The sequence below is a fragment of the Heliomicrobium undosum genome, from assembly GCF_009877425.1.
In the GTDB taxonomy this organism is placed as follows: Bacteria; Bacillota; Desulfitobacteriia; order Heliobacteriales; family Heliobacteriaceae; genus Heliomicrobium; species Heliomicrobium undosum.
This window is the reverse complement of sequence record NZ_WXEY01000015.1, coordinates 46588-70926: the sequence shown is the minus strand read 5'-3', so window position 1 is coordinate 70926 and position 24339 is coordinate 46588. Positions and strand designations below refer to the sequence as shown.

The 24339-nt window shown below is 58.6% G+C and carries 18 protein-coding genes; 1 reads left to right on the top strand and 17 read right to left on the bottom strand.

The annotated features are described in order from the left end of the window. Window positions 1–20: 20 nt before the first annotated feature. The 3 genes from GTO91_RS12740 to GTO91_RS12730 are packed head-to-tail and all read right to left on the bottom strand — an operon-like array spanning window position 21 to window position 5462. Window positions 21–1793, bottom strand: a complete 1773-nt coding sequence (locus GTO91_RS12740) for a B12-binding domain-containing radical SAM protein (RefSeq protein WP_161259105.1) — start codon at window positions 1791–1793, stop codon at window positions 21–23. Between the two features lie 53 nt (window positions 1794–1846). Beyond that, window positions 1847–3607 carry a B12-binding domain-containing radical SAM protein gene (locus GTO91_RS12735; protein WP_161259104.1) on the bottom strand — a complete coding sequence of 587 codons (1761 nt, stop codon included), beginning with the start codon at window positions 3605–3607 and terminating at the stop codon, window positions 1847–1849. A 55-nt stretch (window positions 3608–3662) separates the two neighbouring features. Then, the gene (locus tag GTO91_RS12730; protein WP_161259103.1) at window positions 3663–5462 is read right to left on the bottom strand and encodes a B12-binding domain-containing radical SAM protein; all 1800 of its coding nucleotides are present in this window, start codon (window positions 5460–5462) and stop codon (window positions 3663–3665) included. Window positions 5463–5855: 393 nt separating this feature from the next. Between GTO91_RS12730 and GTO91_RS12725 the strand changes: the two genes are divergently transcribed. After that, window positions 5856–6902, top strand: coding sequence for a C1 family peptidase (locus GTO91_RS12725; protein WP_161259102.1), 1047 nt, complete (start codon window positions 5856–5858; stop codon window positions 6900–6902). A 208-nt stretch (window positions 6903–7110) separates the two neighbouring features. On the opposite strand, the gene GTO91_RS12720 is transcribed toward GTO91_RS12725, so the two are convergent. The 14 genes from GTO91_RS12720 to GTO91_RS12655 all read right to left on the bottom strand — a co-directional run bounded on the left by GTO91_RS12720 (window position 7111) and on the right by GTO91_RS12655 (window position 24330). Next, entirely contained in the window at window positions 7111–7701 is a 591-nt protein-coding gene (locus GTO91_RS12720) for a hypothetical protein (protein WP_161259101.1), read from the bottom strand. A 23-nt stretch (window positions 7702–7724) separates the two neighbouring features. Next, window positions 7725–7916 carry a hypothetical protein gene (locus tag GTO91_RS12715; RefSeq protein WP_161259100.1) on the bottom strand — a complete coding sequence of 64 codons (192 nt, stop codon included), beginning with the start codon at window positions 7914–7916 and terminating at the stop codon, window positions 7725–7727. Continuing rightward, window positions 7913–8398, bottom strand: a complete 486-nt coding sequence (locus GTO91_RS12710; protein WP_161259099.1) for a hypothetical protein — start codon at window positions 8396–8398, stop codon at window positions 7913–7915. Before GTO91_RS12710 ends, GTO91_RS12715 begins: the two co-directional genes overlap by 4 nt. Next, entirely contained in the window at window positions 8382–8807 is a 426-nt protein-coding gene (locus tag GTO91_RS12705) for a DUF6941 family protein (RefSeq protein WP_161259098.1), read from the bottom strand. Before GTO91_RS12705 ends, GTO91_RS12710 begins: the two co-directional genes overlap by 17 nt. A 576-nt stretch (window positions 8808–9383) precedes the next feature. Then, window positions 9384–13163 carry a PolC-type DNA polymerase III gene (locus tag GTO91_RS12700; protein ID WP_161259121.1) on the bottom strand — a complete coding sequence of 1260 codons (3780 nt, stop codon included), beginning with the start codon at window positions 13161–13163 and terminating at the stop codon, window positions 9384–9386. 151 nt (window positions 13164–13314) lie between these two features. Beyond that, window positions 13315–14463 (bottom strand): MGDG synthase family glycosyltransferase, encoded by a 1149-nt coding sequence (locus GTO91_RS12695; RefSeq protein WP_161259097.1) that lies wholly within the window; start codon window positions 14461–14463, stop codon window positions 13315–13317. Window positions 14464–14615: 152 nt separating this feature from the next. Further along, entirely contained in the window at window positions 14616–15959 is a 1344-nt protein-coding gene (locus GTO91_RS12690; protein WP_161259096.1) for a PhoH family protein, read from the bottom strand. A gap of 404 nt (window positions 15960–16363) precedes the next feature. Beyond that, a complete protein-coding gene (locus GTO91_RS12685) occupies window positions 16364–17017 on the bottom strand; it encodes a glycosyltransferase family 2 protein (protein WP_328793808.1) in 654 nt (217 codons plus the stop codon). Window positions 17018–17090: 73 nt separating this feature from the next. Then, window positions 17091–18815 (bottom strand): proline--tRNA ligase, encoded by a 1725-nt coding sequence (locus GTO91_RS12680; protein ID WP_161259095.1) that lies wholly within the window; start codon window positions 18813–18815, stop codon window positions 17091–17093. Between the two features lie 309 nt (window positions 18816–19124). Beyond that, window positions 19125–20195 (bottom strand): flavodoxin-dependent (E)-4-hydroxy-3-methylbut-2-enyl-diphosphate synthase, encoded by a 1071-nt coding sequence (ispG, locus tag GTO91_RS12675; RefSeq protein ID WP_170294233.1) that lies wholly within the window; start codon window positions 20193–20195, stop codon window positions 19125–19127. 4 nt (window positions 20196–20199) lie between these two features. Beyond that, entirely contained in the window at window positions 20200–21255 is a 1056-nt protein-coding gene (gene rseP / locus GTO91_RS12670; protein ID WP_161259094.1) for an RIP metalloprotease RseP, read from the bottom strand. Beyond that, a complete protein-coding gene (locus GTO91_RS12665) occupies window positions 21252–22427 on the bottom strand; it encodes a 1-deoxy-D-xylulose-5-phosphate reductoisomerase (protein ID WP_161259093.1) in 1176 nt (391 codons plus the stop codon). The genes rseP and GTO91_RS12665 overlap by 4 nt, the downstream gene beginning before the upstream one ends. Before the next feature lie 5 nt (window positions 22428–22432). Continuing rightward, entirely contained in the window at window positions 22433–23536 is a 1104-nt protein-coding gene (gene ytvI / locus GTO91_RS12660) for a sporulation integral membrane protein YtvI (RefSeq protein WP_161259092.1), read from the bottom strand. Continuing rightward, window positions 23533–24330, bottom strand: a complete 798-nt coding sequence (locus GTO91_RS12655) for a phosphatidate cytidylyltransferase (protein WP_161259091.1) — start codon at window positions 24328–24330, stop codon at window positions 23533–23535. Before GTO91_RS12655 ends, ytvI begins: the two co-directional genes overlap by 4 nt. Window positions 24331–24339 lie beyond the last annotated feature (9 nt).

The window sequence follows — 24339 nt, the reverse complement described above, 5'->3', positions numbered from 1 at the left end:
CCCATGTCGTTGACACCGGTTTATCGCCGGCAGAAGACCACCCATCGCCGTCGGTCATACTCCCGCCAAATCCGCTCCACCGTTTCGTCAAAATCTTCCCGGTCGTCGTAACGGTCGCCGAAACCCCTGAAAAGGCTGTCCATCACCTCTTGATAAGTCGCTTTGGCCGTGCAGCGCAGCAGAAGCTCAAATTCCAACGGTGAAAACACATAGTCACCGATACGCGGGTATCCGGCGTCGAAGGTGACGGTGTTATGGATTTCCATCGTCCGTTGGGGCCGCCAGAAGGGCTTTTCCTCTGGAGGCACATCCTCGATGGCGCGCGCCGCCCCCTTTGCCAAGAGGCGGAAGTACTCATGCAAGCAGGGATCCTTGGAGAAGAACTCCGTGTACCAGACACTGGTGATGCCATAGCGCTCGGCGAGTCGATACTGGGAAAGGATGGTTCCGTCAGCGACTTTCCCTTCCCGGAGCAACCTACCCATGACACGAACGATATGGTGGCTGATGCGCAGCCGGGCCGAAACCACTTCCTCCAGCGTCATCCCTTCCGGCGTGATCAGCGGAAAATCGTCAACAGACTTGCTCCCGTCGGGATCGTGAATCTCCAGACCGAAACTCCCCGGTGTACGAGCGATGGCCGTGCCCGGATAGGGACGGAGAAAACCGGTGCTGATATCGATGACCCCCGGCGCCACGGTGAGCAAACGCTCGGCCAGGGCTGCGGTGCGCTCCAGCGTCTCCCCATTCCCCTCGAGGGGACCGCCGATGATCAGGTTGGCCGCCAGTTGGGGGATGCCGGCCTCAACGGCCTGTTGCGCGACTCGGACAATCTCATCGACCGTCACCTGCTTGCCGTAAAGGTCCAACACCGCCTGATCGCCCGTCTCGATGCCGATCTGCAAGCGAACCAGGCCCGACTGCGCCATCCGTTGCAACATCTCGGGCCAACGGGCCAGCAGTTTGACGTGGCCCTCACAGTACCAGACCAAGTCCCGGTTTTGGCGGATGTCGTCCATCCCCCGGCAAAAGGCGTCGACCCGTTCCGGGTAAAGTGTGAAGGTGTCATCGCTGACGATGATGTATTTCAGACGCCGGTTCTGTTCGAGATTGCTCCGGATCTCCGCCATCACCTGTTTCATCGCCCGCAAGCGAACCCGTCGCTGGTGGTTGCTCTGGTAACAAAAGGCGCAGGAGAAGGGGCAACCTCGTCCGGTGAACAGGGTCTGCCCGTATTCCGCCTCTCGATGAAGGGAGCGATGATAGGCGGGAAAAGGCAGGCGATCCAGGTCGGCAACAGGCTCACGAGGCGGTGATTTCCGAAGCTTTCCGGCCTCGTCAAGCCAGACAACGCCATGGATCTCCTCGACAGTCCCCTTCCCCCGCAGCAGGCAGTCCAACAGTTCCGGCAGCGTTTCTTCCGCTTCGCCGACGACGACATAATCACAGCGGGAGCGAAGGAAAAAATCTTCCGAAAGCCCCGGCGCCTGGGGACCGCCGACGATGACCGGACAGTCGAGGTTCGCTTTTGCCCACCGGCAGAGACCCTCTACGGCGGTGCGGTTCTCATAATCGCAGGCAAGTCCCACTGCGCTGATCGGCCCTTTGGCTTTTTCCCGCTCCAGGACCTCGGGAACTTGATGGGCTTTGCCATGGAACACCCAGGGCGCATAACCGCTGCGTTCCAGCATCCCGGCCAGGTAAAAAAGGCCCAAGTAACTGCTCACCCCGGCGGAAGAACCTGCGATAACCCGCTGCACATGCAAAAGCAGCACTGTTTTCCGATCACTCAAAGCGATTCCCCCAATTGACTGCGCGCGGGCGCATCGCGCCCTTTCGCCCCTGCTCAAAAAGGCGCATAGGCCAACCAGTAACGCTTTTCAAAACCTCTGAGCAGCCCCATGGCCGTCCCGTCAAATTCCTCCCGGTGATCAAAGCGTTCACGGAAGCGGTCATAGACCCGATCCAGCACCTGGGCCAGCGTCAACTTGCCTGTGCTGTGGCGCAACAATTCAAACTCCAAGGGCGAGAGGACCTCTCTGCCGATGCGCGGATAGCCTTGGGAGAAATCCACATCGAGCCACATCTCCATGATCCGCTGGGGACGCCAGCCCGGCAGTTCCCCTGGCGCAATGTCCGCCGAGCGGCGAACGGCGTCGCGAGCCATCAGGGTGTAATAGCCGGCCACAAAGGGCGCCTCGCTGTACACCGCTTTGTGCCAGACAGAGACGACGCCATAGCGCAAGTCTTTGAAACAATCCAAAATCCGCTGATGGGGGATCTTGCCCGCTTGGAACAACTGCCGCATCGTATGTATGCCATGTTCGACCAGTTCTCTCTGAGCTTTTGCGATCGCTTCCCGCGTCATCGCCGCCGTTTCCGTGACGGGATAATCGCCAAAGCTCGTCCATCCCCGCCTGTCCAGGATGCGCAAACCGTAATGATCCGGCCGGCGGGCGATATCCGTCTCCGGGTAGGGGATCAGCGCGCTCGGCCCCAGTTCGATCATGCCGGGAGCAAGATGCAGCAGCCGTTCGCAAAAGGCTTTGTTCTGGGCGACGATTTCGGGGTCTTCAAAGGGACCGCCGTTGATAAAGAAACCGGTCATCTGGTGGACCCCCGCCTCGTAGGCCGCCTGGATGACCGCCTCGATCTCCGGCAGGGTGGTTTTTTTGCCGTATAGGTCCAGCAACCGCTGAACCCCCGACTCAATCCCCACCTGCAACCGGACCATGCCGGCCGCCGCCATTTCCTGCATCATATCCGGCCAGCGATAGAGAAGCTTGACATGGCCTTCACAGTACCAGACAAAATCCCGGCTCTCCCGCAACTTGGCTATTCGCCGGCAAAAGTCGGTCATCCGCTGCGGCGAGACGGTGAAGGTGTCATCGGCGAAGATGATGTAATTGATATGGGGCTCCAAGGCCAAAAGGGTCTCCACATCGGCCATCACTTTGTCGACGCTGCGAACGCGGAGCGTCCGAGAAAGGCTGCCCTCATGGCAAAAAGCGCAGTTATAGGGGCAACCCCGGCCGCCCATGACGTAGGCTTTTTTGCGAAAGGGCTTGTTCACCCAGCGGTGATAAGCCGGCGAAGGCAATTCATCGAGGTCCTGGATCATGGGCGCCAGCCCGTTGTGCCGCAGTTGACCCGTTTCATCGACATAGATGACGCCCTCGAGGGAGCGCCAGTCGCCGCCTTGGCCGGTGAGGCAATCGAGCAACTGCCAGAGGACGACTTCCCCCTCTCCGGCCACCGCAGCCAGCGCGCAGGACTGTCGCAGGTACGCTTCGTCCAAGCCGCCCACCTGCGGTCCCCCGAGGATCACCGGCCAACCGTAATTGTGGTGAACCTCTGCGCCCAAGGCGGCCACTTCGACCTGGTTTTCATAATCGCAGTAAAATCCCACGGCGAGCACGGGGCCGCTCGCGGCCTGCTCGGCTAAAAATGCGCGAACACCGGCAGGTTCGCCTTGGCACACGAGGGCGTCATATCCCTTGGTCTCCAGAAAGGCGGCCAGGATCAACAGGCCAGGCGGCTCCATATCGAGACTGAGCGCGTCATAGGTCAGGCGGTGGACACTCAAGAGCAAAACCCTGCCGTCCATGATTCCTCTCCTTCGTCTTGCCTTGCCGGGAGTCAGTCACGATCCTTGCGGGGAATCAGTCAGGATGGAACACCAGCCAGTGCTTCTCCTCAAAGGATCGGAGGACTTTTTGGATCAACGCTTCCGCTTCTTCACGGCTGTCATATCGTCCGGGAAACTGCTCCAGCGCCACACCGGTCAACTGCCCCACTTGGAGCTTGCCGCTGCAGTGGAGGAGCAAGTGATACTCCAACGGGGACAGCACCTCTCCCAATACCTCGGGGTAGCCCTTCTCCCAGGCAATCGCGTTCCACAAGGAAAACACCCGTTGAGGACGCCAGCGGGTCCATTCGCCCGGCGGTATTTCCGCTGACGTTCGGGCAGACGTTCGGGCCAGCATGGTGTACCTCCGGTGGAGGAAGGGCTGTTTAGCATAGATGGTCTCATGCCAGACACTGGAGATGCCGTAGACCGCGTGCAGGCGGTAGTGGTCCAAAATCGCCTGGTGGGAAACTCGTCCCTGAGCCAACAGCTCGCGCATGCGGTGAAGGACCTTCAACTGAAAATCCTTCCTGGCCATGGCGATGGCCGGCAGATCCATCGCCTCCGTATGGGCCACCGGATAGTCGCCCACCGATGTGAGCGCCTCTCCATCGAGCACCGTCATGCCGAACTGTTTGGGACAACGGGTGATGGCCGTCTCCGGAAAAGGCATGAAGAGGGTCAAAGAGATATCGAGCATCCCCGGCGCGAGGGTCAACAGCTTATCGACATAGGCCCATGTTTCCGCCAGGCTTTCGTCCGTTTCGTGAGCGCCTCCGATGATGATATTGCCGCACAGTTGTTTCAGTCCGGCGTCCCGGCAACGGCGCACCACCGCCTCGATCTGCTCCGGGGTGGTGCGCTTGTTGTAGGTATCCATCAAGCGCGCAGAGCCTGTCTCAATGCCGATTTGCATCCGCGCCAACCCCGCCTCGACCATCTCGTCGATCAGGCCGGGCGAGCGCACCAAGGTGCTGGGATGACCTTCACAGAACCATACGAAATCATATTCTTTGCGCAATTCCGCTAATTCCCGACAAAAGTGCGCCGTTCGCTCCCGCTGCAAGGTGAAGGTGTCGTCAGCGAACCAGATGTACCGGACATGGGGATTCTCCCGCAGGCCATGGCGAATCTCGCCCATGACGTGGTCGACGCTGCGCAGTCGCACCTGCTTGCCGCCCTCATAACAAAAAGCGCATTGAAAGGGGCAGCCTCTCCCCGAGAGGATCGAAAGGTTGTTTTTCACCCCCGTCAAGGAGTGGGCCATTCGCGGATAGGGCAACTCATCCAAATGCGCGATCAAGCGCCTCTCCGGCGTACGGACGAGACACCCATGATCATCCAAATAGGCAATGCCGTCGATATCGCCCAAAGCGCCTTGTCCCCTGATCAGGCAATCCAACAGTTCCTGCAATGTGGCCTCGCCCTCGCCGATAGCGACAGCGTCACATCCCGATTGGGACAGGAAGTCTTCATGGAGCGCCACAGCCTGCGGGCCGCCGACGACCACGGGGAGGCCCCACCGATCCTTGATCCAACGGCAAAAAGGCTCTACAACGGAACGATTCTCAAAGTCGCAGTACAGGCCGACGGCTGCCACGAGCCGGCGCTCCATCTCCCGTTCCAGCAGCGCCGCTCCCTCTGTCACCGTGCCGGAAAAGACCCCTGGCCGGTACCCTCTCTCCTCGATATAGGCCGCCAAGGTCATCAACCCCAAGGGCTCGATGAACTCGTAGGATCGCCGGAACAGAAGGCGTTGTAAAAAAAAGAGCAACACGCGAGGTCCGGCGGCTTGATTCAGGTCGCTTTCCTGGATGGCTGTTGCAGTCGTCATCGATACCTCGCCCCATAATCGAAAAGTATGAACCGATTTTTTCGGAATGGAGGATGATTCCGCTCTTCCGAATCCGAATCTTTTGTCTTCAGAATCTTTTGGTAAGCCTTTTACCTGGAAGGATACTGGTATCTTCGTGAACATTCAATGCGCTCGGCGCTAATGGGTTCATTTTGGCGCTAAAAAGCGCATTCACTTTGCCTGGATCTGATTTATGCTTTTTTTATGAAAAGCCTTATTCATCATGCCTGCGACCTGGCTGTTCATGGCCGTTTTTTATGGAAAGCCATTTACATCATCTTTTTGTGTAATTGGCTTGTGACCAGACTGGTCATGAAGGTTTTATTCTCGGCTTTTCTTATCAAACATTTTGAGATGGTAAAGGAGGATCTCATGGCGTTTTTAAAAAACCTCCACCAATTGGCTTCTCTGACAACAGACCAAAAAGAGGATCTACATTCCCTCGGCGTCCACAGTCTGGAGCAGTTGATCTCCCTGCACGCAATCCCCGAACTGCGCTCCCTCTTGGCCGACCACTTGCAACGTTACGGCGAGGATCTGAAACAACTGATTCACGAAGCCGCCGCCAACATAGACGCCAGCCTTCACGCCACCTTGACCACCCTTGTCGATCACCCGACGATCCACGGGGCTTTGCAACCCTCGTCCACACACTTCTCGGGGATGAAACTATTCAAGCGGATCGTTCACGAACCCAGCCTGCCTGTGTCGGTCAACCTCTTAGACAAGTTGCCCCCCGTGTATAACCAAGGCGTACGGAACACCTGCTGCGCCTTCGTGACGAGTGAAATCCACGACTATTGCACCGGAAACACGGAAAGCTTCTCCCAAGAGTATGCCTACTGGTACGCCAAACAGTTGGACGGCAAGCCCTCCATGAACGGCACCTACCTGAAGTACACGACACAAGCGGTGGCTGAATACGGACAATGCCTGGAGTCACAGTGGCCCTACAATCCCGAACAAGCGCCGGCCAGCAGCCCGCCTGGCGTTGATGAGGCGGCAGCGCCTTACAAACTGCAATGGACGGCGCTGAAACCCACCGATGTGATTTCGATCAAAAAATCGCTTGCCGACGGCAACCTGGTGGGCGTCTCCATTCCTGCCTACGCCAGTTGGGTAAAGTCTCAGGCCTGTTGGCTCTCCGGCGCTGTCACCCTGCCCCTCCCCCAGGAGCCCTCCATCGGCGGCCACGCCATCTGCCTCGCCGGCTATCAGGACGACAGCAGCTACCCCGGCGGCGGCTACTTCATCTTCCGGAACAGTTGGGGAAACATTTGGGGGTACAAATGCGCTTTAGGCGCCGGCAATGGCACGATCCCTTATCAGTACATTGCGGACTTGACCTGGGAGTGTTTTACGAATCGGCATGATGGGGAATCCGGGGAGCATTATGAATCCGTGAATCATGAGGAATGATGCGGCCTCTTGACTTAATTAGAGGCAAAAAACTGCGTTTAAACAGCCAGTCCCCGCTTTCTTTCAGGAAGGCGGGGATTCTAGCATTCCACCACATCAATAATCTCGATCAACCGTATAATGGGGTTAATTAGAACATTCGCTCTAATTACAGGGCATGTAAAACCCCGCGCCTTGGGATGAGGGCGGGGTTTGTAAGTTCCTGTAATCAAATTCCCTTGATTAACGCTTTTATCTCATCCTCATTAAGGGAATCATTTTTTGGAATACCAATTCTTGATATAAAACCGGCATATTTCTGGTTAAGTAATTCTCTATGAGGCACATTAAGTTGTAATCTCGGGCCATGAATTTCCCGTATTACATCCAAAACAGTCAACGGTATTGTAAACAATGTAGAAAAATCAACAATTAAATATGTTGTATGTAGTTTTTGGTTTTCACTATCGTGTTTACCCATTATATAAAAATTAGGTCTTTTATCCGAAAGTATTTCTTTTACAGTACTCCATCTCTGGTTTATTATTTCTTCCTTTGTCGCGTCTTTTTTAATACGAATAGGTAGAGTTTGTATATCGTAAACCGATGCTACCAATATTTCGTTAAGTTTTCCCTGTTCCAAATCACAAGCTTGACTAAGGATAACAACGTTCTGTCTATATAGATCTAGTTCTACTTCCGACTCCTCGATGTTCTCCTTATTTATGCTAACAAATTTTGGTTTGTAAATCGAACAAGAAAATAAGATATCCCCTTGCGCCAGAGGGGTTGAAGAAGGTATTTCATTGTACCAGTTCACTCAAATCCCACCCCGCCTTGTAATTATGCTCTGTCGATAACGTTAATGCGTCTAGGCTTTATGGTTTTAATTGGTTCTGGTTTGGTAGTAACAGAATCGAAAATATCATCAATCAAAAAATCATTAAATTTCGACGGGTAGTCTCCGCGATAATTTACTTTCACATTGCCCAATTTAATTGGCTTCTTTTGACTATGGGGGTCAGTTAATTTCATATCATATCCCCCTCTAACTCTGCTTTAGTTTCGACAGGAAAAGAAAATGAAACCATCGACTCGTGATTGTTGTCACTTACATTATATCCTATTTTCTTAGCTGTCAAAACTGCTTCTGCAGGAATTAGCACATCTTTTTGATAAAGAAGATCCCCTCCTTCCACAAATGTGTTTTGATGGAAGCAATTAATTTGGTCGTAAATGTTCAACCGACTAGTAACACGGCTTCCTTGCTCATCTTGATCACAATGAATAATTACACTTTTTTGTATTGAATTTGACATTGCAGAGGCATCATATACACAAATTAGGGCTACTCCAGTTGCTAAAAACTTTTTTACCGGCTCACTCAACCATCCTATTGCGTTTTGTACGCTCAAAGATGTTTTTTTTAACACATTGTCTTGTTCATAAAAACCGTCTATTTCAAAGGTTAATTCATGAGCACCTCTGTCTAAAAAGGATTTACTTGCCGAAAGCACGTTCGTTTCCCCTCACCATAACCGGTACATTACCTATATTGGTCCCATCCAAAAAGACCTGTGTGTTGTATCTTCCTTCACACTTAAACGGTACATTGCGAAAGTTCATGTTTACCATTAGTGCTTGGGTTTCAATCGGATCGTCTTTCCTTTTAATTGCATCTGGTTGAACGGGAACGTCAAAAGCGCCCGTATCAAGAACAACTTCTCCCTCTGGACCACAAAAGATGCATCTTAGTGTATGCGCTTCGGTAACAACCACCTCTGAAATACCGAAAACGATCGTAAATGAAAACATACCTGGCACAAACATAGGCCTTAATACGATTTGGGGGTTTACGATGTTAAGCGGCTGTCCAGGAAGCTGAACGCTATCTTCGGCGTACAAGAAACTTGATATGTAAGGCACCTTCAATCCTCCTTAGGTACTTTAGTGTATTTATAGTAACTCATTGGAATTCCCCTTTCAACCAATATTTGACGAAAATCTTTACAAAAGTACCCAACTCCCAAGGCATTTATTTTGCCGTCCTCAAAAACGGCATTTTCGAAGTCCCCAGAGGCGGATTGAACTCCTTGGCTTTCGGTTGTCTCCTAAACCTGTCTTTTTAGTCCAGCCACGATCCTTTTAAACGCAAAAAGCCCCGCCCTCCGATAAGGACTGACGGGGCTTTTTCGTGCGTGAATCGCTATGGCGGGTTTGAAAGAAGTCTCAGCGCCTGCTGGGATAGTTTAGTTTATCCTAAAAAGCGTAGTTGTTATTCGTCAACGCCGCTTAATCGGATCTTTGGCCCGCTACTTTGTATATCGTCTCTCGGTATTTATCTCACGCTCATCTAATGAGACTTTCCGAACACGCTAGTTTTCCGTGAACTAAGCAGACGTTCTTTCTGTTCGCGTGAAAACAGCAAAAACCCCGCAACACCTGATTCTTTACTGGGTTTGCGGGGTTTTTAAACTTCGACAAGATGAACAAGAAAACTTATCAGAAGAGTGACATCTGATCCGTCTCACACATCCCATCCAAGGTCCCATGCTTCTGCAATGCTTCGATCACCGTCTTACTCACCCGACTCCGCACGCGCAGGTCCTCAATCGACGAAAACGGCCCTTCCTCCCGGGCGGCCATGATGTTTTGCGCGGCGGTGACGCCGACGCCGGGGAGGCCGCCGATGGGCGGCAGGAGGCCTTCCGGTTCGATGATGAACCTGGCGGCGTGGGAGCGGTCCAGGTTCACCCGCTGCATGTGGATGCCCCGCTCGTACATCTCCAGGGCCAGTTCGAGGATCGTTTGCAGGTTCTTTTCCTTGGCGGTGGCTTCGTTCCCCTTGCGCTCGATCTCCTCGATGGTCCGGCGCACATGGGCCGAGCCCTGGCAGATCAGGTCGGCGTCGAATTCGTCGGCCCGGACGGTGAAGAAGGAGGCGTAGAAGGCTTCCGGGTAGTAGACCTTGAACCAGGCGATGCGGAAGGCCATCGTCACATAGGCGACGGCGTGGGCCTTCGGGAACATGTATTTGATCCTTTTACAGGACTCGATGTACCACTCGGGCACCTTGTTGTCCCGCATCAGTTGCTCGTCATCGGGCTTGACACCCTTGCCCTTCCGGACGCCCTCCATGATCGAGAATGCTTTTTTCGGCGGCAGGCCCTGGTACATGAGGTAGATCATGATGTCGTCGCGGGTGGAGATGGCCTCGCCGGTCTTGCAGGTGCCGCTCTTGATCAGGTCCTGGGCGTTGTTCAGCCACACGTCGGTGCCGTGGGAGAAGCCGGAGATGCGGACCAGGTCGGAGAAGGTCTTCGGCTTCGTGTCCTCCAGCATCTGGCGGACGAACTTGGTGCCGAACTCGGGGATGCCGTAGGTGCCGGTGTTGGAGCGGATCTGCTCGGGCGTGACACCGAGGGCGTCGGGGCTGCAAAAGAGGGACATCGTCTTGGCGTCGTCCAGCGGGATCCCCTTGGCGTTGACGCCCGTCAGGTCTTCGAGCATCTTGATCACCGTCGGGTCGTCGTGGCCGAGGATGTCCAGCTTGACGAGGCGGCTCGATATGGAGTGGTAATCGAAGTGGGTCGTGATCGTCTCTGACTTGGTGTCGTCGGCCGGGCGCTGGAGGGGTGTGAAGTCATGGATGTCGCCGTCGCGGGGCACGACCATCAGGCCGCCGGGGTGCTGCCCTGTCGTCCGCTTGACGCCGGTGCAACCGCCGACGAGACGGCTCAGTTCGGCGCCGCGGGCGGGGATCTTTTTTTCGTCCATATAGTTTTTGACGAAGCCGTAGGCGGTCCGCTCGGCGATGGTGGCGATGGTGCCGGCCCGGAAGACGTAATCCTTGCCGAAGAGTTCTTCCGTGAACTTGTGGGCGCGCGGCTGGTACTCGCCGGAGAAGTTCAAGTCGATATCAGGCACCTTGTCGCCTTCGAAGCCCAAGAAGGTCTCGAAGGGGATGTCGTGGCCGTCTTTGATCAGCGGCTGGCCGCATTGGGGGCAGTTTTTATCGGGCAGGTCGGCGCCGCAGCCGATGGAGCCGTCCATGATGAACGCGGAGTGCTTGCAGTGGCCGCAGCGGTAATGGGGCGGCAGCGGGTTCACTTCGGTGATGCCGGTGAAGGTGGCCACCAGGGAGGAGCCGACAGAGCCCCGGGAACCGACGAGGTAGCCGTCGTCGTTGGACTTTTTCACCAACTTCTGGGCGATGAGATAGAGGACGGAGAAGCCGTTGGAGATGATCGAGTGCAGTTCCTTGTCGACGCGCTTGCGGACCACCTCGGGCAGCGGGTCACCGTAGAGTTCCGCCGCCGTCCCTTCCGTCATCTCGCGGATTTGGTCCTCGGCGCCGTCGATGATGGGCGGGAAAAACTCGTCGGGGATCGGCTTGATCTCCTCGACCATGTCGGCGATGAGGCGCGGGTTGTCGATGACACAGCGCTTGGCGTCGGCCTCGCCGAGGTAGCGGAATTCGGCCAGCATCTCATCGGTCGTGCGCAGGTAGAGGGGCGCCTGGTCGTCGGCGTCGGCAAAGCCCTTGCCGGCCATGAGGATGCGCCGGTAGCACTCGTCGCGGGGCTCCAAGAAGTGCACGTCCCCGGTGGCCACGATGGGCTTGTCGACCTCGTCGGCGATGCGCAGGACGCGCCGGTTGAAATTGCGGAGGGCCTCTTCGGTAGGCACCTCCCCTTTTTTATATAAAAAGAGGTTGTTTCCGATGGGCTGGATCTCCAGGTAGTCGTAAAAAGCGGCGATCCGCTTCAGTTCGTCGTCACCGGCGCCTTGCAGCATGGCCTTAAACAGTTCGCCGGCCTCGCAGGCGCTGCCCAGGATCAGGCCCTCGCGGTGCTCCTCCAGGAGCTTGCGGGGAATGCGGGGACGCCGCTCATAGTACTCCAGGTGAGACTTGGTGATCAGCTTGTAGAGGTTTTTCAGGCCCGTCATGTTTTTGACGAGGATGATGATGTGCCAGGACTTGAGTTTTTCGCCGCTTGGCGCCGGCATCTCCTCGACGAGGTAGCCCTCGACGCCGTAGATGACCTTGATCTTGAGCTTGCGGCCCACCTCGAAGGCTTCCGGGAAAGCCTGGACGACGCCGTGGTCGGTGATGGCGATGGCCGGGTGGCCCCAGTGGGCGGCCCGCGCGACCAGGTCTTTGGCGGAGACGAGGCCGTCCATGGAACTCATCTTGGTGTGGGCATGGAGCTCCACGCGCTTCTCGGCGGCGTTGTCCGGCCGGATGACCGCTTTGTGGCCGTTGATGTCGCGGGCCAGCACGGTCAGTTCCTGCTGCCATTTGTCGAGTTGCACGGAGCCGCGCACCTTCACCCAGGCGCCGTCTTTGAGGCGGCCGTCCTCGGTGATGTTTTCTTTTTCGCCCTCGAAGACCTTGACGGTGATCGAGTCTGACTCGTCGGTCACGTTGAAGGTGACGAGGCGGCGGCCCGATTTCAGGTCCCGCGTCTCCAATCCGAAGACGCGGCCCTCGATGATGACGCTCTTCTCCTCGTCCTGGATGTCCCGGATCGGCATGAAGGCCGTGTCGCCGATGGCTTTGCCGTAGATCTCGCCGGCCGGGGCGGACCCTTTATCCCCTGCCCCGCTCCCTCCGCCGCCGGTCCCGCCGTTGCCGCCATTCGCTCCGCCGCCGCCGTTTCCGTTGGCCTCCGCCGCAGCCCTGAACTGCTCGGCCAGGAGGCGCTTTTCCTCCTCCTCCTGGGCGAGCAGGTATTCGTCGTTCATCTGCGGTTCCGCCTCTTCCAATATGACGGGAATGCGGACGCCGAAGAGGCGGTCGGCTGTCTCGGCCAAGTCGCGGTCGACGCGGCGGCTGCGCAGCCAGTTGGCCTGGGCCGGGTCGACGGTAAGGACGAGGCCGTCGCTGCGCAGGCGGGGTTGCGCTTTTATCAAGGCTTTGCGCACGCCGGGGCGGCTTTCGGGCACGGCGGCGCGGACCAGGCAATCCCAGTAGGAGTCGACCAGTTGCTGCGGTTCATCCAAGGGGCATTCGATATGTACGGACAGTTCCCGGAGCCCGGGAACGGTTGCGTGAATCTTGTCGCGAAAAGCCCGTAGATCGTCATCGTTCCAGGGTTGGCAGGCCCGCGCGACGATGGTCCAGGCGGCCTTTTGCCGCTGTACGGTGACGCGGCAGACAGAAAAGGGCGCAAGCGCCGGCGCCGGATTTTTCCCCTGTAAACCGATTGCGCCTGCGCCCGTCCCCACTGGACCGGATGAGCCGGGCGAATTTGCGCCAGGCAAAAGGATGTCAGGCATTGTGGCCACTTGAGTTCCCCCAATACCGAAATACAGTCGTGTCTTACGAAAAAACCTTGCTGTCAGGGTATGTGATCCGTCTATGGCGGCATGTTCAACAGGGGCTGTGCGGCAAGTTGTTGCCGCCTATTATCGCAATGTAATTTATGGTTCAGCCGATCAGCTTCGCCACATCGGCGGCCACCGCATCGGCGGCGAAGACGTTGCCCAGTCGGCGAGCCGCCTCCCGGCGCGCTTCCAGTTCCTTCTCATCGGATAGGATCGCCTCGACCTGGGCGACAAGCTCCCCTTCTTTAACCTCCCAGGCGCTCTGGTGACGGATGAGGAAGCGCTGGTTGACCTCCTCATGGCCGGGCAGGGGCGGGAAGAGGATTTGCGGCAGGCCCATGGCGAGCGCCTCCGACGAAGAGAGGCCGCCCGGTTTGGTGATGAACAGGTCGCTGCAGGCCATCAGCGCCGGCACCCGGTTGGTGAAACCCAGGACGACGAGCCGTTCCGGCGGCGCGATGATCGTCCGGAGGCGCGTCTCCAGGTCCTCGTTGCGACCGGCGATGACGACGATCTGCGTGTCAGCCAGGGACGCCCTGAGCAGCCCGCGGACCCAGTCTTCAACGGGACCGAGACCGAGCCCGCCTCCCATGACGAGCAGCCGTCTCCCTGACGGTGAAAGGCCCAATTGCGCCTCTGCCTCGCTGCGGGACAAACGGGCGGCTTGCTGAAAGGATTGATCGATAGGGATGCCGGTCACCTGTCCCCGCTCCCGATCCAAACCGTAGGAAGCCAGTTCGTCCAGAAGCGCCTCTCCGGCCACGTAGTAGCGGTGGACGCCAGGAAAAGCCCAGAAGGGATGGATGCAGAAATCGGTGACCACGCCGGCCAAGGGCTGCTTCAACCACCCTTTTTCCTGGAAGCGGCAGAGCACCCCCATCGGAAACGGATGGGTGCAAAGGATCGCCTTCGGCTGGCTCCGGCGGATCAAGTCGGCCATTCCCTCGCCGATAAATGCCTCCAGGTAGGCTGTCATCAGTTGTTGTCCCAAAAAGCCGGCCTTGGGCCTAGCTGCCGAATGATAGAGAAAGCGGTAAAGGGACGGCGCCAGTTCCAGCACCCGAAGGTAGGCGCCGATGACCGAGGCAAAGACCCAGTGGGGCCCGAAGGCGAAGGCATCCTCGATCCGGGCGGTCATGCCGCGACCCTCCAGCGCTCTGGCAACGGCCTGCGCCGCCCGGCCATGACCGGTTCCGGCCTCGACCGACAGGATCAGGACGTCTGTTTGTTCATGCGCTTTATCTGTCATCATGTCTTTATGTTTCTCCATTGTTCTCAGCAATTGCAGAAATTCAATCGCCGCATAAAACAGGTGGCCCCCCAGGGCCACCCCTTTTCCTCGATTTTACCATGTTGTCAACCTTCGCTCAAGGCGGGGTTGTAAGAGCACCACCGCCTGCCCGGCTATAACAGGTCTGCCGCCAACTGGGCCAGCCGCGACCGTTCGCCCTTGGTGAGCACCACATGGCCGGCCGCCTCCTGGTGCTTGAATTTTTCCACCAGGTAGACGAGGCCGTTGTTCGTTTCGTCCAGATAGGGCGCGTCGATCTGCTGTGGGTCGCCCATGACGACGATCTTGCTGTTCTCGCCCACGCGGGAGACGATGGTCTTGATCTCGTGTTTGGAGAGGTTCTGGGCCTCGTCGATGATGATGAACTGCTTGGGGATGCTGCGGCCCCGGATATAGGACAGGGCTTCCACCTGGATGGTCCCGTACTCCTCCAGGATATCTTTCATCATGTCGCTCTTGGAGCCGAGCAGGAATTCCAGATTATCGTAAATGGGCTGCATCCACGGACGCAGCTTGTCGTCGATTTCGCCGGGGAGTGCGCCCATGTCCCGGCCCATCGGCACGACCGGCTTGGACACGAGGATCTTTTTATAGCGTTCCTCGTCCATCGTTTTATGGAGGGCGGAGGCCAGCGCCAGCAGCGTCTTGCCGGTGCCAGCCTTGCCGCAGATGGTCACAAGGGGGATGTTGTCGTCCAGCAGCAGGCGCAGGGCCATCTTCTGCTGCACGTTGCGGGGGGTCACGCCCCAGACGGAGGCGGTGGCTGGCGGCACCAGCGCCATCTGCCGGCGATCACCGCTGACTTGGGCGATGGCGGAACGGCTCGATCCCAGGGCATCACGCAGGATGGCGTACTCATGGGGACACCAGGGGATGCCGGCCAGCAGCGCCTCTTCCTCGGGATCGATCGACTGTTCCTTGTAAAGCCGGTCGATCAGCCAGGCCGGCACGGTCAATTCGCGAAAACCCATGTAGAGATCGCGGTCATAGGCCACACGGTCCCGTTTGTATTCCTGGGCTTCGATGCCAAGCACATCGGCCTTGATGCGCACGATGGCGTCATTTGAGACGATGATCACCGGTCTCCCCTTGCCGCCCCTGAGCGCCTCTTCTTTTTTCAAATTGAAGGCGACAGAGAGGATGCGGTTGTCGTTGGTGGCCGGTTGAAAGGCCTCGGGAAAACCGGACAGGTCGCGATGGTTGAGTTCCACCCGCAAGGCACCGCCATCGGGAAGTGGAACCCCTACATGGAGAAATCCTCTCTCACGCATCCCGTCGAGCAGCCGGGAAGCCAGGCGGGCGCTGCGCCCGATCTCGTCCTGGAATCTCTTTTTTCCGTCCAACTCTTCGATGACAGCCGCCGGAATCACCACATCGTTATCATGAAACCCGAAAATCGCTTCGGGGTCCTGCAGAAGCACGTTGGTGTCGAGGATGTAGATCTTTAGATCTTCCAATGTGCCAGCCGCCTTTCCCTGTTGGTTTTTCCTGTGCGCCCCCGCGCCGGTTGTCTCGCTGCCTTCCTCTCGCCGGTCACCCCTTCATGTGCTGTTCCTTTTTAAAAAATTTACTGAATCGATGATTTCCACATGGCCGGCGCCTCCTCCTGGGCCGGGGTTGTTAAGTTCCCTTTAATACAGCTTACGTGGAAGGGCGGTAAAGAAGACAAAGAACCTGCAAAAGGATGTCCGGATGGCCTTTGTCCGAATGCCGCTGTCTGCGCTATCTGACGAAAGTTTGTGGACCCCGGACGGAGACGTAAAAAAAGAGAAGGCCTAAATACCTTCTCTCCCTTTCTGATGATCATTTTTATTGCATTTACTGAAAGAGGAATCGAATGGTTCCAGTTCGCCCTTTTCCGTTAGTCCCTGGGCTCGCGATCCAGGATAACCGAACCGACCTCCCAGTACATCTTCATCCGCGCCTTGAATCCCTCGACCAGCCCAAGCTTTTCTTCCTTCATCCGGTGTGTCAGCCCGGACAGGAAGACCGCTTGGCTGCGCAGGTGGGGACGGTCCCGAAAATGCCGGGTTAAGGCGACCTCCACGCCATAGCGGGTATCGGCCAATGCGTACACATCCAGAAGGATCTCTTTTCTGATCGCCCGCTGTCCTGACAGGTAGGGCGCCACCAGTTGGGCAAGGTCAGTCGTCGAGCGACCCTGTTCAAAGATGCCGACAGTCATGTCTGCCTTGTTTTCTAACAGAGGTGTAGCCAGGTGGACGAGGTGTTCCGGTCGGAGGCCGATCAGGTCGGCGTCAAGAAAAAGCAACGCCGGATAATAGGCGGCAAGGGCGCCAGCCTTCATGGCGGCGCCCTTGCCTCTGTTTTCGGGAAGTTCGAGCACCCGGGCGCCGGCCGCCTGCGCCTGTGCTGCCGTTTGATCCTCCGAGCCGTCATTGATGACGATCACGTCATCCCGATAAGGAGATGCAAGGGCGGCTCGAACGACGTCGGCCACAGTGCGTTCCTCATTATAAGCCGGAATGATCACGGAGAGAGACAAAGGCTTCACCTCTTGGTCAGTAATACCGCCGGGCCAGGGTGCTTTGAAAAGCAGCCCTTCATTGAGCAGCGAGTCTTGTCATTTATCCAGCCGTCGCTTCCATTTGCTCCCGGATCAGCGCCTGCACCTGGGCAACCACGTCCTCCCGGGGCGCAGTGAACTGCTCGCCGCCCCGGCGCAGTTTGACCTCCACCACGCCGTCACTGGCCAGCTTGTTGCCGACGGTGATGCGGACGGGGATGCCGATCAGGTCGGCGTCCTTGAACTTGACGCCGGCCCGTTCGGCACGGTCGTCGAGCAATGCGTCGATGCCCTTGGCGTTCAGTTCCTTGTAGATGGCCTCGGCGGCCTCCATCTGGGCGGCGTCTTTGTTCGAGACGGGCACGACGAGGACCTGGAAGGGGGCGATGGCCATGGGCCAGACGATGCCGTTCCCATCGTGGTTCTGCTCGATGGCGGCCGCCATGGTGCGGCTGACGCCGACGCCGTAGCAGCCCATCACCATCAGGTTCTCCTGGCCTTTTTCGTCGAGGAAGGTGCAATTCAGGGCTTTCGAGTACTTGGTGCCCAGTTTGAAGACCTGCCCCACCTCGATGCCGCGGGCCTTTTTCAGGGGAGCGCCGCACTGGGGACAGGGTTCTCCTACCTGGACGAGGCGCAGGTCGGCCGTCGCTTTGACGGTGAAGTCCCTTCCGGGGCATACATGGATCAGGTGGGCGTCCGGCGCATTGGCGCCGGCGACGGCCCGCGTCAAGGCCATCACCTCAGGGTCGGCGTAGATGGGGATGTCCTTGATGCCGACGGGGCCGAGGTAACCGGCGCCGCCGGGGCTGACCTCTCGGCATTCTTCCTCGGTGGCCATGCGGAGATCGAGGCAATCAAGGAGGTTTTTCAACTTGACCTCGTTGATCTCCCGGTCGCCGCGGATCAGCGCCATGACGAGGTCATCGTCGGCGCGGAAGATCATGGTCTTGATCGTGTCAGCCGGGGCAACCTTGAGGAAGTTGCAGATCTCTTCGATGGTTTTTTGACCCGGCGTGGCCACCTGCTCCGCCGGCAGCGGCGGCAGGCCCGCCGTCACCTGGGGCTTGCACTCGGCCTTTTCCGTGTTGGCCGCGTAATCACAGGCGTCACAGTAGACGATCTCCGCCTCGCCCGATTCGGCGAGAACCATGAACTCATGGGAGCCGCCGGTGCCGCCAATGGCGCCCGGATCGGCCTCGACGGGCCGGAAGGTGAGGCCGCAGCGGCGGAATATGTTCATATAGGCCTGGTACATCTTCATGTAGGATTCATGCAAACCCGCTTCATCGCGGTCGAAGGAGTAGAGGTCCTTCATGATGAACTCGCGGCCCCGCATGAGGCCGAAACGGGGGCGGCGCTCGTCGCGGTACTTGTTGGTGATGTGATAAAGCAGCATCGGCAGGTCCCGGTAGGAGGAGACGTTGTTTTTGACCAGATCGGTGATGCTCTCCTCATGGGTTGGGCTGAGGCAGAAATCGCGCTGGTGCCGGTCTTTCAGGCGGAAAAGTTCGTCGCCGTAGACGTGCCAGCGGCCCGACTGGAGCCAGATCTCCGCCGGCTGGATGATCGGCATCAGCAGTTCCTGTCCGCCGGCGGCGTTCATCTCCTCACGGACGATAGCCATGATCCGCTGGAGCACCCGGTGTCCCAGCGGGAGGTAGTGGTACACGCCGGCCGAGGATCGGCGGATGAAGCCGGCCCGCAGCAACAGTTGATGGCTGATGACTTCAGCTTCAGCCGGTGTTTCCCGCAAAGTGGGGGCAAAAAGTTGCGACATGCGCACGGTGTCGTCACACTCCACAGTATTTCTGGAGACGGTTCTCTTTTTTATGTATTACATTTTTGGTTTTTGTCTTTGCTTTGACCGCGCATCGGCATGCTTACACTGCCTATCCGCTATGCGATGCCGCATTGCAGGCAACTTTGATCAAGGCGTACAAGACTTAATCGATAGTTTTGCCATTTCCTCGGCCTTTCACGCGCAGATTTCACACGTGATTTCACACGTCGTTTCATTTGTCAACTTGACATGTCATTTGCACGATAATAGATTCCATTGTGAATGGCGAGGCGGACAAGAACAAAGAAGGCGCTACTCCGCCGGCAACTTCCCGATCTCCTCCAGCAGGGCCTCCACCATCTCGGCCTGGGAGACCTTGCGGACGATTTCGCCTTTGCGGAAGATGAGGCCGCAGTCGTTGCCCCCGGCGATGCCCACATCGGCCTCGCGCGCCTCGCCGGGGCCGTTGACGACACATCCCATGACAGCGACCTTGATCGGCCTCGTCTCCTTCTCCAGCGCCGTCTCGACCGCCTCGGCGACGGCAGTCAGGTTCACCTGGCAACGGCCGCAGGTCGGGCAGGAGATCAACTCAGGACCGCGTTTCCGCAAACCCAGCGACTTGAGGATCTCCCAGCCGGTGCGGACCTCCGGCAGGGGATCGCCCGTCAGGGAGACGCGCAAGGTATCGCCGATCCCCTGGGCGAGGAGGGCGCCGATGCCGGCGGCTGACTTGATGATGCCGGAGCGCACCGTTCCCGCTTCAGTGACGCCGATGTGCAGCGGGTAGTCTACCTTTTCAGCCAGCGACCGGTAGGCCGCCAGCATCAGCGGCACCGAGGAGGCCTTGAGGGAGATCTTCATCCAGGGGTAGTTCTCGTCTTCGAGCAGACGGATGTGGCCGAGGGCGCTTTCCACCATGGCTTCCGGGGTGACGCCACCGTATTTTTCCAAAAGCCCTTTTTCCAGCGAACCGGCGTTAACGCCGATGCGGATGGGGACCTGCCGTTCCCGGGCGGCGGCCAGCACCTCCCGCACGTTCTCGGCGCCGCCGATATTGCCGGGGTTAAGCCGCAGGCCTTGCACACCGGACTTCAAAGCGCCGATGGCCAATCTGTGGTTGAAGTGGATGTCAGCGATGACCGGAACGGGCGACCCGTTTACGATGGCGGGCAAGGCGTCAACAGCCTGGGCGTCAGGGACGGCCACCCGGATGATCTCGCAACCGGCGGCGGCAAGGCGGTTGATCTGATCGAGCGTGGCGGCTGCGTCGCGGGTGTCCGTGTTGCACATGGACTGGACCGACACAGGCGCCCCGTCGCCGATAGGAACGGTCCCGACATAGATGCGGCGGGTCTTCCGGCGAGGCAGTGCAATTTCCATCGGCTTACCCCCCTCCCAACAGTTTCAGCACGTCTTTGTAGGCGATGAGCAGCATCAACCCGATCAAGAGGGCAAAGCCGATCATGTGGATCATGCTCTCCTTGGCCGGATCGATGGGGCGACCGCGCAGTGCCTCGAGGCCGAGGAAAACAAGCCGGCTGCCATCCAAGGCGGGGATGGGAAAGAGGTTTAGCAAGCCCAGGTTGATCGAGAGCACGGACGCCAGCATCAAGAGGGGCATCAGCCCCACCTGCGCCGCCTTGCCGATCTCGCTGACGATCATCACGGGCCCGCCCACCTCAGCTGGCGCGGCGCCGGTGATCATCTGAAAGATCGACTGCAGGATCATGGTGGTGATGGCGACGGTGTTGGCGATACCGAGCTTCAGCGATGTGAACAGTCCCTTTTTCTCGTGATAGACCGACTTGTCATCGACGGTGATCCCGATCTGACCGACGTTGCGCTCGGGCTCAACAGCCGGAACGACTTTGACATCGCGGACCGCGCCCTGGCTCTCCACGGTGAGGGTCAGTTCCTGACCGCCCCGGGGATGGATCTCCTGGATCAGTTCCGCCCAGTTCGCGGTCGCTTTGCCGTCGACAGCGACGATGCGATCACCTGGCCGGATGCCGGCCGTTTGGGCCGGTTTGCCTGCCAGGACGTCGCCGATGACGTTGGAGTAGGTCGGCACGCCGATGATGGTGTAGATGTAGATGAACAGCAGGAACGCCAGGATGAAGTTCATGAAAGAACCGGCGAAGATCACCGCCGCCCGTTGCAGCACCGTCTTGTTGTTGAAGTTTCCCGGATCGGACGTTGCCGCCGGAAACTGGCCGTCTTCGCCGGGCTCCATGCCGGCCATGCGCACGAAACCGCCGACGGGCAGCAGGCGCAACGCGTAGAGGGTGGCCCCCCGGCGCAAGCCGAACAGCCGCGGACCCATGCCGATGCTGAATTCCAGAACCCGGACGCCGACCGCCTTGGCGACGGCGAAGTGCCCCAGTTCATGGAAGAAAATCATCAACCCGAACACGAAGACCGAGGCCAGGAATGTGATCAAGCGGAAACCTCCCTTCCCTTTCCTACCTGTTCCGCCACAAAGCGCCGGGCCCACGCGTCGGCCTGGCGGATCGCCGGCAGGTCCGGCTCCTTCTGCCATTCATGGGCCTCCATCGCCTCCCGGACGATGCGGGGGATATCCATGAAGCCGATCCGGTGGTCCAAAAAGGCGTGGACAGCCACCTCATTGGCGGCGTTCATGACGGCAGGCAGGGATCCGCCTGTCCGCCCAGCCGTGAGCGCAAGTTCCAATGACGGGAACCGCTCCAGATCAGGCCGCCGGAAGGTCAGCGCCGCCGTCTTCGTAAAGTCGAGGCGCGGCCAGCCGGTTTGCCACCGCTCCGGGTACGTGAGGGCGTACTGGATGGGCAGCCGCATGTCGGGCAGGCCCATCTGACCGAGGAAGGAGCCGTCGGCAAACTCAACCATGGAGTGGACGATGCTCTGAGGATGGACGAGCACCTCGATGTCGTCAAAATCGATGTCAAAGAGCCAGCGCGCCTCGATCACCTCCAGCCCCTTGTTCATCAGCGAGGCCGAGTCGATGGTGATCTTGGGACCCATGCGCCAGTTGGGATGGCGGAGTGCGTCTTCCGGCGTGACCTGATGCAACTCTTCTAGGCTTTTGTCCCGGAAGGGTCCGCCCGAGGCCGTCAGGATCAGGCGCGCCAAGCGGCGGTCCTGGCCTTGCAAGCACTGGAAGATGGCCGAGTGCTCACTGTCGACAGGCAGGATGGCCACCTCGCGGCGGCGCGCCGCCGCCATGACAAGCGGGCCGGCGGCGACGAGGGTCTCCTTGTTCGCCAGGGCGATCTCTTTTCCCGCCTCAATGGCCGCCATCGTCGGCCCCAAGCCGATGGCGCCGCTGACGGCGGTGACGACCGTATCCACCTCGGGCAGGCAAGCCGCTTCAGCCAGCCCCGCCTCACCGGTCACGACGGGGATGGACAACTCCCGTTCCCGAAGCGCCTCGGCGAGCCGCTCAGCCGCCTCTGTTTCCATCATTGCCGCCAGACGCGGCCGGTAGATCTCGATCTGAGCAAGCAATTCTTTCCAGTTGCTGCCGGCGGCCAGGGCCTGCACAGTCAAGCGACCTTCACTCCGATCGACGACCTCCAGCGTCTGTCGACCGATGGAGCCTGTCGACCCCAGGATGGCGATCCCTTTGTTCAAGCCGTTCACCTCGTTCGGAAATTCTTGAAAACCCCTGCCCGGTGCATCGATACGAGCAGCAGCACAATTGTCGGACCGATGATGACCCCGATCACCCCGAAAGCCTTTAAGCCCACATAGAGGGCGGTCAAGGTGGCTAAGGGGTGCAGGCCGATGGAATCGGCAACCACCTTCGGTTCAATAAACTGGCGGTTGAGCACCAGGATGCCGTAGAGGATGCTCAGATTGGCTGCTGCCGGAAACTGGCCGGTGAGCAGTTCCCAGATAATCCAGGGCAAGAAGACGAGACCGGGCCCCAGGATCGGCAGCAGGTCCATGATCCCCGTAAGGATCCCGATGGTAAAGGCATATTCATTGTCCAAGAGATAGAGCCCGATGATCGTCAACAAGCCAGTGATGGAAACGAGGATCACCTGGGCGCGAACAAAGCCGACAAAGGCGTCGCCAAGTTCCAGGATGACCTGGCGGACCTGGGCGGCCCGATCGTTGGGCACGACGTTGTAGACCAACTGCAGGATGGCCCCTTTGTCGCGGCTGAAGAAGTAGCTGGCCACCAGGCTGAAGGCCAGGATCGTGAAAAAGGACGGGAGCGACGTGATCATGTCTAAGAGATAGTTTGACCCGGAAACAGCCATATTTTTTACGGCCACGACGCCCTCGCCGGCGATCCGCTCCACTGTCGTGTAAATCTCCGGCGACGAATGGATCAGCTCGTAATAAGGCGCCACCGCCTTGGTCCATTCCGTAAAGGCGTTCGTCAGAAACTGAGGCGACGGCAGGCTCGATGCGATGGTGACCATCTCAACGACGAGGCGGCTGATAACGACGACCAGGCCGACACTGACGAGACCGAGAAAGAGCAGCAGCGTCACAAAGGTGGTCAACGTTCGAGAGAGGCCCGTCTTCTTCGTCAGAAACTCAACGACCGGTTCAATGAGCAGGGCGATCATCGCCCCCAGTAAAAAAGGCAACAGGTAGACGCCCAGACGGCGGAAAACCTCCACCGTCAGGGGGAGTGCGTATTGGATGACGAAATAGGCGAGCCCGATAAAGAGGGCGACGGCGGCCAGGCGAAGGAAATGGCCCAGCCAGTGTTGCCAGTCGTTCATCGCAGATACTCCTCAATGAATCGCAAAAAGTAATAGGTTGCCGGCGCCGTCCAGAGGATGCTGTCGAAGCGGTCGAGGACGCCGCCGTGTCCAGGGATCAGATTCCCCGAATCCTTCACCCCGGCGATCCGTTTCAGGGCCGATTCGGCCAGGTCGCCCAGTTGACCCAGAGCGGAGACGACCAGGGAAAAGGGCAGCCAAATCACCCATGAGGTAGCGGGAAACCATCGTGGACCGAGGATGACACCGACGAGCGCCGCTGCAAGCAGTCCGCCCAGGGAACCTTCCAGGGTCTTCTTTGGGCTGACACGGGCCGCCAAGGGGCGCTTCCCAAGGGAACGGCCGGCGAAGTAGGCGCCCGTGTCGGTGGCCCAGGTCAGAAAAAAGGCGATCAACACCGCCTCGACGCCGCTGGGCAGACTGCGCAACAGGATCAGGTGGCCCAGGAGCCAGGCGATGACAAAGGCGCCGGTGAATGCCAAGGCCCCATCGGCCGGCCTCGCCTTCGGAAAAGCCAGAACAAGTTGGAGCAGAAAGGCAATCCCGGCAGCGGCTACGATCGCCGGGATCGGCGCACCGCCGAAATGGGCAGCCAAGACAAGCGCTACAGAGAGGGCATACCCCAACCAGGCAGGCGGCTCCGCCTCCATCCGCCGGACCATCTGCAGGTATTCATAAAAGCCGCCGACGGCAAGCACCATCACAGCGGCTGTCATGGCCCACCCGCCGGCCCAAACGACAGCGACCAGGAGCGGTACGCCGACGAGGGCGCTGACGACGCGTTTCCAGAGCATGCAGGAAGC

Excerpts from the sequence above, each read along its gene's own strand:
- GTO91_RS12735 (WP_161259104.1), bottom strand. The coding sequence starts at position 3,607 with ATGGACGGCAGGGTTTTGCTCTTGAGTGTCCACCGCCTGACCTATGAC.
- GTO91_RS12730 (WP_161259103.1), bottom strand. The coding sequence starts at position 5,462 with ATGACGACTGCAACAGCCATCCAGGAAAGCGACCTGAATCAAGCCGCC.
- GTO91_RS12725 (WP_161259102.1), top strand. The coding sequence starts at position 5,856 with ATGGCGTTTTTAAAAAACCTCCACCAATTGGCTTCTCTGACAACAGAC.
- GTO91_RS12715 (WP_161259100.1), bottom strand. The coding sequence starts at position 7,916 with ATGAAATTAACTGACCCCCATAGTCAAAAGAAGCCAATTAAATTGGGC.
- GTO91_RS12700 (WP_161259121.1), bottom strand. The coding sequence starts at position 13,163 with ATGCCTGACATCCTTTTGCCTGGCGCAAATTCGCCCGGCTCATCCGGT.
- GTO91_RS12695 (WP_161259097.1), bottom strand. The coding sequence starts at position 14,463 with ATGATGACAGATAAAGCGCATGAACAAACAGACGTCCTGATCCTGTCG.
- ispG (WP_170294233.1), bottom strand. The coding sequence starts at position 20,195 with ATGGAAATTGCACTGCCTCGCCGGAAGACCCGCCGCATCTATGTCGGG.
- ytvI (WP_161259092.1), bottom strand. The coding sequence starts at position 23,536 with ATGAACGACTGGCAACACTGGCTGGGCCATTTCCTTCGCCTGGCCGCC.
- GTO91_RS12655 (WP_161259091.1), bottom strand. The coding sequence starts at position 24,330 with ATGCTCTGGAAACGCGTCGTCAGCGCCCTCGTCGGCGTACCGCTCCTG.